The following is a 13670-nucleotide window of genomic DNA, read 5'->3' on the forward strand; positions in this document are numbered from 1 at the left end:
CGACACGATCCGGCATGCGCGTCGACCTGTTCGATTTCGAGCTGCCGCCGGAGCGGATCGCGCTCCGGCCGGTCTCTCCGCGTGAGAGCGCGCGCCTGCTCTGCGTCGATCCGGTCGGTGCGCTGGCCGATCAGACGGTCGGCGACCTGCCGTCGCTGCTGACGCCGGGCGACGTCCTGGTCTTCAACGACACCAAGGTGATCCCGGCGCAGCTCGAAGGGCTGCGCCGGCGCCCGGGCTCGGTGGACGGTGAGGGCGTCGCCCAGATTTCCGCCACCCTGCATATGCGCGAGGCGCCGGATCGCTGGCTGGCCTTCGTGCGGCCCGGCAAGCGCGTCAAGGTCGGCGACCGCATCGCCTTCGGCCATGGCGGCAATGCCTGCCTCGCCGGCACGCTGGAAGCCACCGTCGAAACCCGCGGCGAAGGCGGGGAAGCCTCGCTGCGTTTCGACCTGTCCGGCCCGGCGCTGGACGAGGCGATCGCCGCCGTCGGGCATATTCCGCTGCCGCCCTATATTGCCTCGAAGCGTCCCGACGATTCCCAGGACCGCACCGATTACCAGACCGTCTACGCCCGCGAGGACGGCGCCGTCGCAGCGCCGACGGCGGGACTGCATTTCACCCCCGATCTGTTCGCGCGCCTTGCCGCCCGCGATATCGCCACCGAATATCTGACGCTGCATGTCGGCGCGGGCACGTTCCTGCCGGTCAAGGCCGAAGACACGGCCGACCACCGCATGCACAGCGAGATCGGCCGCGTCACCGAGGAGAGCGCCGAACGGCTGAACGCGGCGCGCCGCGCGGGCCGGCGCATCGTGTCCGTCGGCACGACGTCGCTGCGGCTCCTGGAGAGCGCGGCCGACGCCGATGGCACGATCCGGCCCTTCTCCGGCCCCACCGACATCTTCATCACACCGGGCTACCGCTTCCGGGCCGTCGACCGGCTGATGACCAATTTCCACCTGCCGCGCTCGACCCTGTTCATGCTGGTCAGCGCATTCAGCGGGATCGACACGATGAAATCCGCCTACGCCCACGCCATCGCCAATGAGTATCGCTTCTATTCGTATGGCGACGCCTGCCTGCTCGACCGGGCCGCGGCATGAGCGAGACCTTCCAGTTCAAGCTCATCGCCACCGACGGCAAGGCCCGGCGCGGCGTGATCACCATGCCGCGCGGCGAGGTGCGCACGCCGGCCTTCATGCCGGTCGGCACCGCCGGCACGGTCAAGGCGATGTATCTCGACCAGGTGCGGGAGCTCGGCTCCGACATCATCCTCGGCAATGTCTACCATCTGATGCTGCGACCGGGCGCGGAGCGCGTCGCCCGGCTGGGTGGTCTGCATGACTTCGCGCTCTGGCCGCATCCGATCCTGACCGATTCGGGCGGCTTCCAGGTGATGTCGCTCGCCAGCCTGCGCGAGCTCGACGAGACGGGCGTGCGGTTCCGTTCACATATCGACGGCTCGAAGCATGAGCTGACGCCCGAACGCTCCATCGAGATCCAGGGGCTTCTGGATTCGGACATCCAGATGCAGCTCGACGAATGCATCCGCCTGCCGGCCGAGCGCGCGGAGATCGAGCGCGCCATGGAAATGTCGCTGCGCTGGGCCGAGCGATCGGCAAAGGCTTTCGGCGACCAGCCTGGCAAGGCGATGTTCGGCATCGTCCAGGGCGGTGACCTGATCGACCTGCGGGTCCGTTCGGCCGAACGGCTGGCCGCGATGGATCTCAAGGGCTACGCGGTCGGGGGGCTGGCGGTCGGCGAGCCACAGGACGTCATGCTGGCGACCCTCGACGAGACGCTGCCGGTGATGCCGACGGAAAAGCCGCGCTACCTGATGGGCGTCGGCACGCCGGACGACATTCTGCAATCGGTGGCACGGGGCATCGACATGTTCGACTGCGTCATGCCGACCCGGGCGGGTCGCCACGGTCTGGCCTATACGCGCTTCGGCAAGGTCAATCTGAAGAACGCCCGCCATGCCGACGACCCGCGGCCGCTGGACGAAGCGTCCGACTGCCCGGCGTCCCGCGATTATTCGCGCGCTTATCTGCACCATCTGGTGCGCTCCAACGAGGCGCTGGCCTCGATGCTGCTGACCTGGAACAATCTGGCCTATTACCAGTCGCTGATGGCCGGCATGCGCGCGGCGATCGAGGCGGGCGGCTTCGAGGACTTTGCCGCCGCCACCAAGGCCGGCTGGACGCGCGGCGACCTGCCGCCATTCGGCTGAGCCGGCACAAGCAGGCGGCAGCCCGTCGGCACCACGTCAGACGGCCAGATCGTCGCCCTTGCGGATCGTGCAGCCGGTGATCTTCATCGTGCCGTCCGGCTGGCGCTCCAGCGTATAGCTCGCCACCCAGCTTCGCCCGCGCGAATCGGTGAGGTTCACCTCCTGGCGGAAGCCGGAGCCCTCGGGCTTCAGTGCGCCGAAGACGGCGCTCTCGGAACGATAGACCGGGTCGTAGCCCTGCTTCACCATCGCCATGAAGGATTGCGGCGAGGGGAAGAGGGCCCGGACGTTCGGGGCTGCATGGGAATAGGCTTCGGCACCATTGCCGGCGCGGAAGGCGTCGAGCTGGGCGCCGATCGCGGCGCGAATGTCCTCGGTGTCGCCGGCCACTGCCGGCCCGGCAAATACGGCAGTCCAGATCAATGCCGCTGCTGCGGCCGAAATCACCCGTCGTCGCATCCCGCACTCCTTTCGTCGGACCGAAAGGATCGGCGCGAACGCCGCAAGGGGGAAGCGGCCGCCACGCAACTTACCGTGAGGCCCGCCACTACATTGCGTCGGACGACCTCTCAGCCGTCATTGGCCGAGTTGAGGTCGCAGGGACGGCGGCCTTCCTCATGGGTGGCCAGTGCCGCCACGACCCGGACCGGCGCATCGGTCAGGCGCAGATCGATCCGCAATCCGGCGGCTGCGGCGTCTTCGAGGGCACGGTTCAGCGCATCCGCGCCGGTCTGGATCCGGTCGAGAATGTGCCGATGCTCTGGGCTTTGGGGTGCGAGGGTCATCTCTCGTAATTGAGCGCAGACGCGCATCAAGACAAGGAGCGGCCCTTCCGATGCAGATGCCGGGTCCCCGCCGGATCAGCCGGCGGGACCAGGGTCGGCGGGCGTCGGCGCCCGCCGGAAGACTTCAGCGCTGGGTCTTGAGATAATCCTTGCCCGTGCGGGTCGGGCGCCATTTGGAATCGCGGTGCTCGATGAAGCCGAGCTGCTTGAGGTCGGGAATGAGGCCCGTCGCGGGAAGATCGACCGGCTCGCGCTTGAGCTGAACGAGCAGCGCGCGGCTCTCGGGGGTCATGCGTGGCAACGCCATGGAATTCGTCCTTCTTGGGAATATGCACGGTGTCGGCCTTTGCGGCCGCCAAAGCAAGGGGGCGCCATGCCGCGGCGCCGGGCGGAGTCTGCCGGCGCAAAGGGGAGCCACCGACGTGAACGGGCGCTGGCTGTCAGGAGGGCTGGCTGGCGAACGCAGGGCAGATTGCTCATCCGCGCAGGCTTGGCTAGACAATCCTATCGCTCGGCAGCCGGATCGGATGCCGCAAGCTGCTTGGGGGAGCCGGCATTCTTCAGTCCATTTTTCATGTCGCGGCGATCTTCGGGCTGGCTGTGGCGGCCGCCATGCTCGTGCCGGCCCTGGTCGATCTCGGCGACGAGAACGACGACTGGCAGGTGTTCATCGGCTCGGCCTTCCTGATCGGGGCGTTCTGCACCCTCGTGGCGACGGCGACGCGGAGGAAAAGCCAGGCCCGGCTGAGCCAGCGATATGGGTTCCTGCTGGTCACCACCATCTGGGTCTTCGCGCCGACGGTGGCGTCGCTGCCGCTGTATTTCTCGTCGCTGGAACTCTCCTATGCCGGCGCCTTCTTCGAGGCGATGTCCGGCCTCACCACCACCGGCGGCACGGCGATTTCCGGTCTCGACGTTCTGCCGCGCGGGCTGTTGATGTGGCGCTCGCTGATGCAGTGGATGGGCGGTATCGGGATCATCGGCATGGCGATCCTGATCCTGCCGTCGCTCGGCGCCGGCGGCCTGTCGCTGTTCCAGATGGAAAACTCCGACCGTTCGGACAAGGTCCTGCCGCGGGTGAACCAGCTCGCCGCCGGCCTGCTCGGCGCCTATGTGGCGCTGACCATCGCCTGCATGGCAACCTATGTGATGCTCGGCATGGGCGCGTTCGACGCGATCAACCATGCCATGACGACGGTGGCGACCGGCGGCTTCTCCACCCATGACGCCTCGATGGGCTATTTCGAGAGCGACGCCATCCTGATCGCGGCGACGGTCTTCATGATTCTCGGGGCGCTGCCCTTCGTCATCTATATCCGCGCCTTCCTGCCGCGGCGGTTCCAGCGCTGGCGCGATCCGCAGATCCCGGTATTCCTGGTCATCTGCGCGGTGCTCAGCCTGACGCTGGCGGCCAGCCGGCGGACGATCAATGACACGCCGTTCGGCGAGGCGCTGATCTCGTCCACATTCAACCTGGTCTCGGTGATCACCACCACCGGCTACGCGTCGGAGGATTATACGCTGTGGTCGAACGCGGCGATCGGCATCTTCTTCACGGCGATGTTCATCGGCGGCTGCGCAGGCTCGACCTCGGGCGGCGTGAAGGCCAATCGGCTGGTGATCCTCTATCTCTTGGTGCGCGCCAGCCTGCACCGGCTGGTGCGCCCGCATGCGGTGCAACGGCTGCGCTACGGCAATCAGGTGATCTCGACCGACGTCCTGCAGACGGTGACGATCTTCTTCTTCCTGTTCTTCGGCACGCTGCTTACCGGCACGGTGGCCCTGTCGATGTGCGGGCTGGACCTGACCACCGCCTTCACCGGGTCGCTGGCCACCGTCGCCAATGTCGGCCCGGCCTTCGGCCAGATCATCGGGCCGGCCGGCAATTTCGGCAGTCTGCCCGATCCGGCGCTGTGGATTCTCTCCATCAACATGCTGCTCGGCCGGCTCGAACTGGTGACCGTGCTGATCCTGCTGTTCCCGTCCGTCTGGGTGGACTGAGACAGGACGAATTTTTCGCGCCCCCGGCGGCTCTGGTCACTGCGCCTGTTCGGTCGGGGCGGGGGCCGCGGCCCCCGGCTGCAGGCCGTCGGACGGATCGCCGCTGCCTTCGGCGAGGACGAAGGCGCCGATCGCGGCCAGGGTGACGATCACGGCCAGCCACCCGATCGCGGCGTGGTTGCGGCTGCGCTCGCGCGGGCTTTCGTCGCGATTGTCCATGTCGGCTCCCCCTTGGCGAACGATGTCGGGCCATGCGCTGCCGACGAATTCGTCGAACAGGTTGCCCCGGTTCTCGCGCAGCAACGTGCGGGCCGACGCTTCGGGTCCAAAGGATTGCAATAACGGTGCTGGGACCGGCCGCCCGCGCAATGGAGACCGTCGTTGCCGCGCCCGATGGGATATCGCGAAACCTGTCGAGCTACTCGCCGGCGACTTCCGCCGGCACCTCGCCATGGCGAGTCAGCACGACCGGCTCTTCCAGAACCTCGCCGGTTTCCACGTCGACGGTCTGCTCGACGGCCACGACGCCAACGACATGGCCAAGACGCGTTCCGTCGCGATCGGCCCGCTGGCGGGCTTCCTCGGCGGTCTTGAACTGCATCGTCTGGCCATTGCCGAGGCGGCGGCCCTGCTTGACGAATTGCTGCACGATAAAGAGCTTGCTGGCGGACATGGTCGTTCCCTCGGTGGTGATCACCTTCGACCGTACCGATTACGCCTGTTCGCCCCGGCATGCGACCGGTGCTTGGGCCGGTCGCGAAAGAACTCGGTCGATTGCCGGTTCCGAACGAGGCGAGTGACAAATTCTACCGGGAACCGGTGCTCGCAGAGGCCCTCGACATGTAAGGGCATAATCAGCGCCGCTTTGGGGCGGCGCCGACATCTCGATCCCTAACTCGCCGCATAAAACTCGCTTCACATGTATCTCCGATTCTGAACGAGGCGACACTGTGGCGGAGCTATCCGAGAGTCAGTCAGGGGTTGTTACAGCGAAAGGCTGCCGTACTCGTGTACTGACGACCAGCAGAAACATGTTTTCGGCTCAGGAAACCGAAGGACCGGCGCGCGAAATCTGCGTCCGATGCATCAGTAATTGTGGTGCAAGGATTGTGGTGAGCGCGCAGGGACTCGAACCCTGGACCTACAGATTAAAAGTCCGTTGCTCTACCAACTGAGCTACGCGCTCCGACCCCCGGGGCGTTGGCGTCCCGGGAGCAGCGCGCGGACCATAGAAAGGCGCCCCCTCACGGTCAACCGTCTTTCTGACCTGTCACTGACGGTTTTGCGATTTGCCGCAGGCGGGCGGGACGCCTAGAAGGCGGCGGCGTTGTCGTCCGCCCGAAGGGACAGGGCGGCGCCACCAAGTTGCAGCCTGCGCGCCGAGCATATGGGCGCACTGGCCGCCCTCGCCGAACGTCTCCCGCAATGAAGGCAGGTCCCTTGTTCGCCGAACTTTCCTATCCGACCGCGGTCTTCGCCGGCGCGCTGTCCTTCCTGTCGCCCTGCGTCCTGCCGCTGGTGCCGCCCTATCTCTGCTACATGGCCGGCGTCTCGGCCGACGAGCTGCGGGCCGGCCGTCAGATGGGAACGACCAGCTATGGCCGGCTGATTGCGACCTCGGTGACCTTCGTCCTCGGCTTCTCGACCGTCTTCATCATGCTCGGGGCCGGCGCCAGCACGATCGGCCAGTTGCTGCGGCAGAATCTCGACTGGCTCGGCATGGTCGCCGGCGTGGCGATCATCGTCATGGGACTGAACTTCCTCGGTGTTTTCCGGCTGTCCTTCCTGTCGCGCGAGGCGCGGATCAGCGCACCCGACAAGCCGCGCAGCATTCTCGGCGCCTATCTGATGGGCCTCGCCTTCGCCTTCGGCTGGACGCCCTGCATCGGTCCGGTGCTCGGCGCGATTCTCGGACTGGCGGGCGCCAAGAACACGGTGGGCGAGGGCGCCCTGATGCTGGGCTTCTATTCGGCTGGCCTCGGCATCCCGTTCATCCTGGCCGCCGCCTTTTCCGGCGCCTTCTTCCGCTGGATGCACGGGTTTCGGGCGCATCTGGCGACCGTGGAGAAGGCGATGGGCGGCCTGCTCGTCGTCACCGGCCTCCTGTTCCTGACCGGCGGCATGCAGACCATGTCGTTCTGGCTGCTGGAAACCTTCCCGGCGCTGCAGACCATCGGCTAGCGGCTTAGCGCTCGATCGCCTCCGCTGCGTCGCGATGCGTCGCCGGTAGGCATCCTCGTGCCGCGCTTTACCTTGCCGCAACGTTCCCCCTGAACGCGCGGCGGTCCCCGTGCTAAGGCGTGCTGCGAGATTCACGCGAAGAACGCGAGTGCAAGATGGCGAGACGCTGCCTGTCGATTATTCTGGCCGCCGGTGAAGGCACGCGGATGCGGTCGTCGAAATCCAAGGTTCTGCACAAGGTGGCGGGCCTGGAGATGATCCGTCACGTGGTGCGCGCCGCCCGCGCGGCCGGTTCCGACGATGTCGCGCTGGTCGTCGGGCGGGACGGGACGAGCGTCGCCGATGCGGCGCGCCGCGAGATTGCGAGCGTCGCCGCCCATGAGCAGACCGAGCGGCTGGGCACCGGCCATGCCGTCCTGGCGGCCCGCGAGGCACTGGAAAAGGGTTTCGATGACATCCTCGTTCTTTTCGGCGACACGCCGCTGATCGGCGCCGACACGCTGGCGCTAGCCCGCGCGACGCTGGCCGACGGGGCCGATATCTGCGTCGTCGGCTTCCGTCCGGCCGACCCCACCGGCTACGGAAGACTGATCGAGGCGGAGGGCGAACTGGTCGCCATTCGCGAGGAGAAGGACGCCGATGCCGAGGAGCGTCGGGTCGGCTTCTGCAACGCCGGCGCCATGGCGTTTCGCGGCGACAATGCGCTGGCCATGCTCGACGCGATCGGCAACGCCAATGCCAAGGGCGAATATTACCTGACCGATCTCGTCGCGATCGCCCGCACGGCGGGGCGCCGTGTCCGCGCCATCGAGGCCGACGCCAGCGAGGTGCTCGGCGTCAACACCCGCGAGGAGCTGGCGCAGGTCGAGGCCCTGTGGCAGGGCGCGCGGCGGCGGCAGGTGATGCTCTCCGGCGTGACCCTCCAGGACCCGGGAAGCGTTTTCTTCAGCCACGACACGGAGCTGGAACCCGACGTCTTCGTCGAGCCGCAGGTGGTTTTCGGTCCGGGCGTCCGGGTCGAGGCCGGCGCGACCATCCATGCCTTCAGCCATCTGGAAGGGTGTCATGTCGGCCCCGATGCCTCGGTCGGGCCCTTCACCCGGCTGCGGCCGGGTGCGGACCTGGCGCAGGACGCCAAGGTCGGCAATTTCTGCGAGGTCAAGAACGCCGAGATCGGCGTGGGCGCCAAGGTCAACCACCTCAGCTATATCGGCGACACCAGCGTCGGCGCGGCGGCCAATATCGGCGCCGGCACCATCACCTGCAATTACGACGGCGCACTGAAGCACCGGACCGAGATCGGCGCCGGCTCCTTCATCGGGTCGAACTCGGCGCTAGTCGCACCGGTGCGCATCGGCGAGGGCGCCTATGTGGGCACCGGCAGCGTCGTCACCGACGACGTGCCGGACGGGGCCCTGGCCATCGCCCGCGAACGCCAGGTGACCAAGCTCGGCCGCGGCCGCGAGATCACCGAGCGCAACAAGGCAGCAAAGGCGGCAAAGGCGGCAAAGGCCGCCGGCAAGGTCTGATAGCTTCGTAATCTCGCGATACCATTCGTGAATCACCGCAGCGCCACATTTCGTCTAGGTTGCGCTGCGTAGCCCGCCCTCCGGGCTCCCATTTCCACCGCCTCATCCAGCCAATCCGGGAACCAGTCCATGTGCGGAATCATCGGCATCATCAGCCGCGAACAGGTGGCCGACCGTCTCGTCGACGCGCTGAAGCGGCTCGAATATCGCGGCTATGACTCCGCCGGCGTCGCCACACTGGAAGACGGGGCGCTGACGCGGCTGCGCGCCGAGGGCAAGCTGGTCAACCTCGCGGCACGGCTCGCCGACCATCCGCTGAAGGGCACGATCGGCATCGGCCACACCCGTTGGGCGACCCATGGCGCGGCGACAGAGGCCAATGCCCATCCGCATGCGACGCCGCGGCTGGCGATCGTCCACAACGGCATCATCGAGAACTACCGCGAGCTGCGCACCGAGCTGGAAGCCGAGGGCATCGTCTTCGAAAGCCAGACCGACACGGAGACGGTCGCCCATCTGGTGACGCGCGAGCTGGAGCGCGGCCAGTCGCCCAAGGACGCCGTCCACACCGTGCTGCAGCGCCTGGAAGGCGCCTTCTCGCTGGGCTTCCTGTTCAACGGTAACGAGGACCTTCTGATCTGCGCCCGGCGCGGCAGCCCGCTGGCGATCGGCGAGGGCAAGGGCGAGATGTATCTCGGCTCCGATGCCATCGCGCTGTCGCCCTTCACCGACGACATTCGCTATCTGGAAGAGGGCGACTTCGCCGTCCTGACCCATGACAGCGTCTCGATCTTCGACGAGGACGGGCGCCCGGTGACGCGGCCGATCCGCAAGTCGGTCGGCAAGGCCTTCTATGTCGACAAGGGCAACCACCGGCATTTCATGCAGAAGGAAATCTACGAGCAGCCGGAGGTGCTGTCGCACACGCTCGGTGCCTTCGTGGACATGTCGAGCGGGCGCACACGGATCCCCGACGGCCAGGATCTCGACTTCTCGAAGATCCGCCGCATCGCGCTGTCGGCCTGCGGCACGGGATTCTACGCCGCGCTCGTCGGCCGCTATTATTTCGAGCGCTTCGCCGGCATTCCCTGCGATCTCGATGTGGCGTCCGAGTTCCGCTACCGCGAAAGCCCGCTGGGCGATGTCGATCTGGCCCTGTTCGTCTCGCAGTCCGGCGAGACCGCCGACACGCTGGCCTCGCTGCGCTACGCCAAGTCGCAGGGGCTGAAGACCGCCGCGATCGTCAACGTCCAGGAATCGACCATCGCGCGCGAATCGGACTTTGTGTTGCCGACGCTGGCCGGGCCGGAGATCGGCGTGGCTTCGACCAAAGCCTTCACATGCCAGCTTATGGCACTGGCCGCGCTGGCAATTCGGGCCGGCGTCGATCGCGGCGTGATCACCCCCGAGCGCGAGCTGGAGCTGACCCGCACGCTGACCGAGGCGCCGCGGCTCGCCAACGAGGCGATCCGTCTGGAGGAGACGATCGAGCGGCTGGCGCGGGACATGGCGACCAAGTCGCATGCGTTGTTCCTCGGCCGCGGCTTCTCCTATCCGCTCGCGCTGGAAGGCGCGTTGAAGCTCAAGGAAATCAGTTACATCCACGCGGAAGGTTATGCAGCAGGCGAACTGAAGCACGGTCCGATCGCGCTGATCGACGAGACCATGCCGGTCGTCGTCGTGGCGCCGCACGACCGCAGCTTCGAGAAGACCATCTCCAACGTGCAGGAAGTGGCGGCCCGCGGCGGCGAGATCATCCTGATCACCGATGCGTCCGGCGCGGCGAGCGGCGCTGTGGAGGGTGCTCAGATGATCGTCCTGCCAGACATGCCGGAGATCCTGACGCCGATCGTCTACGCCATCCCGCTGCAGCTGCTCGCCTATCACACGGCGATCCAGATGGGCACGGATGTCGACCAGCCGCGCAACCTGGCGAAGTCGGTCACCGTGGAGTGACGGTTCGGCACTCTTCGCACCTGCGAAAAGAGTTGCCTTGCATTCGCGATGGGGGCAAGTGAGTCTCGATTGAGCGAGGCGCAGGCCTTTGATGGTGCGCCGCAGCGGCGCTGGAGCAGACAACGGCCATGACGCGGCTTCGAACCTATTTCCTGACCGGCTTCATCGTCTGCGCGCCGCTTGCGATCACCGCCTGGATCACTTGGTCCTTCATGGGCTGGGTGGATGGCTGGGTGAAACCCTATATCCCGACGCAATATACGCCTGACGCCTATCTGCCCTTCGCCATCCCCGGCTTCGGGCTTCTGGTGGCGCTGTTCCTGATCACCGCGATCGGGTTTCTGACCGCCAACATCATCGGCCGGACCCTGGTGAACTGGAGCGAGCATCTGCTCGGCCGGATGCCGCTGGTGCGCACGGTCTACACCGCCCTGAAGCAGATTTTCGAGACGGTGCTGGCCGACCGGTCCTCGTCCTTCAAGACTGCCGGGCTGGTCGAATATCCGCGCAAGGGCATGTGGGCGATCGTCTTCGTGGCAACGACGGCGACCGGCGAGATCAAGACCGTTCTGTCCGATCAGGGCGAGGAGATGCTGGCCATCTTCCTGCCACCGACGCCCAACCCGACCTCGGGCTTCCTGCTCTACGTGCCCAGGGCCGACGTCCGCATTCTCAACATGAGCATCGAGGCGGCGCTGAAACTGGTCGTGTCGGCGGGCCTCGTCTCGCCCGAAGAGGGCGGCGCGGTGCGCGGCAAGCCGATGACGGTGGCCGAGGCGTCGCGGCTGGTGCGGGCCGAGCCGGCCCCGGTCGACCGCCAGGCCGAACCCGTCGACTGACGCGGACGCGGATCGCTTTCGGCCTCAGCCGGAGCGCAGCAGCCGGATCGCCTCGTCCTTGCCGAACAGATAAAGCAGCGACCGCAGCGCCTCGCCGCGCGGCGAGGTCAGCTCCGGGTCGCGGGTGAGGATCATCCGCGCATCGTCGCGAGCGACCTCCATCAGCCGGGAATGGTGTTCCATCGAGGCGATGCGGAAATACGGCATGCCGGATTGCTGGGTGCCAAGCAGGTCGCCTTCGCCGCGCAGCTTCAGATCCTCCTCGGCGATGCGGAAGCCGTCTTCGGTCTCGCGCATGACCTTGATCCGGGCGCTGGCGGTCTCACCGAGCGGGGCCCGGTAGAGAAGCACGCAGGACGAGGCCTTCGACCCGCGCCCGACGCGGCCGCGCAGCTGGTGGAGCTGCGAAAGGCCGAAGCGTTCGGCATGCTCGATGACGATGATGGTGGCGTCCGGCACATCCACCCCGACCTCGATGACCGTGGTCGCGACGACGAGTTGGGTGCGCCCGGCCTTGAAGTCGGCCATGGCGGCGTCCTTCTCCTCGCCGCTCATGCGGCCATGGACGAGGCCGATCCGGTCACCGAAATGCGCCTGGAGCTGGCGGAAGCGCTCCTCCGCCGCCATCAGGTCGCTCTTTTCCGATTCCTCCACCAGCGGACAGACCCAGTAGAGCCGTTCACCCGCATCCATGGCGCTGCCGGCCCGGCCGACGATGTCGGAAAGGCGCTCCATCGGCACGGCGACGGTGGTGATCGGCTTGCGGCCCGCTGGCTTGCCGCTGAGCCGCGAGACATCCATGTCGCCGAAGGCCGCGAGAACGAGGGTGCGCGGGATCGGCGTGGCGGTCATCACCAGGAGGTCGGCGCCGCGTCCCTTGGCGGTGAGGCTGAGGCGCTGGTGGACGCCGAAGCGGTGCTGCTCGTCGACGACCACGAGACCGAGATCGGCATAGTCGACGCCTTCCTGGAAGAGCGCATGGGTGCCGACGACGATTTGCACCTCGCCGGCGGCGATGGCCGCGAGCTTGGCGGCACGGGCCCGGCCGGTGTCGCGGCCGGTCAGGAGCACGATCGACAGCCCGGCCGCCTCGCAGAGCTTCGACAGGCCGTCGTGATGCTGGCGGGCAAGGATCTCCGTCGGGGCGAGCAGGGCCGACTGGGCGCCGGCTTCGGCCGCGGCGGCCATCGCCATCAGCGCGACGACGGTCTTGCCGGAACCGACATCGCCCTGCAGCAGCCGCAGCATGCGGTCCGGCGCGGCCATGTCGGTGTGGATCTCGGCGATCGCCGCTTCCTGCCCCTCCGTGAGCGTGAAGGGCAGGGCCGCGCGCAGAAGGCCGGCCATCCGCCCGGTCCCGACGAGCGGCCGTCCGCGGGCCTTCTTCATGCGCTGGCGCGACAAGGCGAGGGCCAGCTGGCTGGCGAGATATTCGTCATAGGCAAGGCGCGACCAGGCCGGTCCCGCCTGGGCGATGTCGGTCTCGTCATCCGGATCGTGCAGGCGCCGGAGCGCGCTGCCGATGTCCGGATAGGCCTCGCGGGCGACGACCGCCGGATCGATCCATTCCTCGAGCGCCGGCAGCTTGTCCAGCGTCTGGGCGATCGCCTTGCGCAGCAGCTTAGGCGAGAGCCCGGCAGTCATCGGATAGACCGGCTCGACCAGCGACAGGGTCTCGGCTTCCTCGAGGCTGGCGACGAAATCGGGGTGGACCATGGACGGGCGGCCGTTGAACCACTCGACCCGGCCGGAGACGATCATCGTCTCGCCGACCGGCAGCAGCTTTTCCAGCCACGCCGACTGGCCGCGGAAATAGGTGAGGGCGATCTCGCCGGTCTCGTCCTGGGCAAAGACGCGGTAGGGCACCGATTTCTGCCCGCGGCCCGGTGCCTGGTGTCGGTCGATGCGGACCGTCAGGGTGACGATGCCGCCCTCGGGGGCGGTGGCGATCTCGGCGCGCTTGCGTCGGTCGATCAGCCCGCTCGGCAGATGGAACAGGAGATCGCGCACCCGCACCTCGGCGCCATTGCCGACGAGCAGGGTCTGCAACTGGGCCGCGACTTTCGGTCCCACGCCTTCCAGCGTGGTGACGGCGGCAAACAGCGGATCGAGGATCGAAGGGCGCATCGGGCGGCAGGTTTAG

At 67.3% G+C, this 13670-nt stretch carries 13 protein-coding genes and 1 tRNA gene; 7 read left to right on the forward strand and 7 right to left on the reverse strand.

The window, feature by feature from the left end:
* Positions 1–14 precede the first annotated feature (14 nt).
* Positions 15–1106: a tRNA preQ1(34) S-adenosylmethionine ribosyltransferase-isomerase QueA gene (gene queA / locus N7I30_RS15085; protein ID WP_498639936.1), complete on the forward strand. Its 1092-nt coding sequence runs from the start codon at positions 15–17 to the stop codon at positions 1104–1106.
* Positions 1103–2236 (forward strand): tRNA guanosine(34) transglycosylase Tgt, encoded by a 1134-nt coding sequence (gene tgt / locus N7I30_RS15090; protein WP_498639938.1) that lies wholly within the window; start codon positions 1103–1105, stop codon positions 2234–2236. The genes queA and tgt overlap by 4 nt, the downstream gene beginning before the upstream one ends.
* Before the next feature lie 36 nt (positions 2237–2272).
* Here the strand turns inward: tgt and N7I30_RS15095 are convergent, their stop codons facing one another.
* The 3 genes from N7I30_RS15095 to N7I30_RS15105 all read right to left on the reverse strand — a co-directional run bounded on the left by N7I30_RS15095 (position 2273) and on the right by N7I30_RS15105 (position 3328).
* The gene (locus N7I30_RS15095; protein WP_498639940.1) at positions 2273–2695 is read right to left on the reverse strand and encodes a DUF4864 domain-containing protein; all 423 of its coding nucleotides are present in this window, start codon (positions 2693–2695) and stop codon (positions 2273–2275) included.
* 110 nt (positions 2696–2805) lie between these two features.
* The gene (locus tag N7I30_RS15100; RefSeq protein ID WP_498639942.1) at positions 2806–3021 is read right to left on the reverse strand and encodes a hypothetical protein; all 216 of its coding nucleotides are present in this window, start codon (positions 3019–3021) and stop codon (positions 2806–2808) included.
* 124 nt (positions 3022–3145) lie between these two features.
* Positions 3146–3328 carry a hypothetical protein gene (locus tag N7I30_RS15105; protein WP_148233791.1) on the reverse strand — a complete coding sequence of 61 codons (183 nt, stop codon included), beginning with the start codon at positions 3326–3328 and terminating at the stop codon, positions 3146–3148.
* Positions 3329–3621: 293 nt separating this feature from the next.
* Between N7I30_RS15105 and N7I30_RS15110 the strand changes: the two genes are divergently transcribed.
* Positions 3622–5022 (forward strand): TrkH family potassium uptake protein, encoded by a 1401-nt coding sequence (locus tag N7I30_RS15110; protein ID WP_024350663.1) that lies wholly within the window; start codon positions 3622–3624, stop codon positions 5020–5022.
* Between the two features lie 36 nt (positions 5023–5058).
* Here the strand turns inward: N7I30_RS15110 and N7I30_RS15115 are convergent, their stop codons facing one another.
* The 3 genes from N7I30_RS15115 to N7I30_RS15125 all read right to left on the reverse strand — a co-directional run bounded on the left by N7I30_RS15115 (position 5059) and on the right by N7I30_RS15125 (position 6208).
* Positions 5059–5325 (reverse strand): hypothetical protein, encoded by a 267-nt coding sequence (locus N7I30_RS15115; protein WP_498639944.1) that lies wholly within the window; start codon positions 5323–5325, stop codon positions 5059–5061.
* Positions 5326–5440: 115 nt separating this feature from the next.
* Positions 5441–5695, reverse strand: coding sequence for a hypothetical protein (locus N7I30_RS15120; protein WP_060576900.1), 255 nt, complete (start codon positions 5693–5695; stop codon positions 5441–5443).
* Positions 5696–6132: 437 nt separating this feature from the next.
* A tRNA-Lys gene (locus N7I30_RS15125) sits at positions 6133–6208 on the reverse strand.
* A gap of 239 nt (positions 6209–6447) precedes the next feature.
* Here N7I30_RS15125 and N7I30_RS15130 point away from each other — a divergent pair.
* From N7I30_RS15130 to N7I30_RS15145, 4 genes are all read left to right on the forward strand, one after another.
* Positions 6448–7203: a cytochrome c biogenesis CcdA family protein gene (locus tag N7I30_RS15130; RefSeq protein ID WP_029703131.1), complete on the forward strand. Its 756-nt coding sequence runs from the start codon at positions 6448–6450 to the stop codon at positions 7201–7203.
* Positions 7204–7358: 155 nt separating this feature from the next.
* Positions 7359–8732: a bifunctional UDP-N-acetylglucosamine diphosphorylase/glucosamine-1-phosphate N-acetyltransferase GlmU gene (glmU, locus tag N7I30_RS15135; RefSeq protein ID WP_498639947.1), complete on the forward strand. Its 1374-nt coding sequence runs from the start codon at positions 7359–7361 to the stop codon at positions 8730–8732.
* Positions 8733–8861: 129 nt separating this feature from the next.
* Positions 8862–10688 (forward strand): glutamine--fructose-6-phosphate transaminase (isomerizing), encoded by a 1827-nt coding sequence (gene glmS, locus N7I30_RS15140; RefSeq protein WP_024350669.1) that lies wholly within the window; start codon positions 8862–8864, stop codon positions 10686–10688.
* A 128-nt stretch (positions 10689–10816) separates the two neighbouring features.
* A complete protein-coding gene (locus N7I30_RS15145) occupies positions 10817–11527 on the forward strand; it encodes a DUF502 domain-containing protein (protein WP_498639949.1) in 711 nt (236 codons plus the stop codon).
* Between the two features lie 24 nt (positions 11528–11551).
* Here the strand turns inward: N7I30_RS15145 and recG are convergent, their stop codons facing one another.
* Positions 11552–13654, reverse strand: a complete 2103-nt coding sequence (gene recG, locus N7I30_RS15150; RefSeq protein ID WP_498639951.1) for an ATP-dependent DNA helicase RecG — start codon at positions 13652–13654, stop codon at positions 11552–11554.
* Positions 13655–13670: the final 16 nt, after the last annotated feature.

The organism is Aurantimonas litoralis (genome assembly GCF_026153195.1).
Taxonomy (GTDB): domain Bacteria; phylum Pseudomonadota; class Alphaproteobacteria; order Rhizobiales; family Rhizobiaceae; genus Aurantimonas; species Aurantimonas coralicida.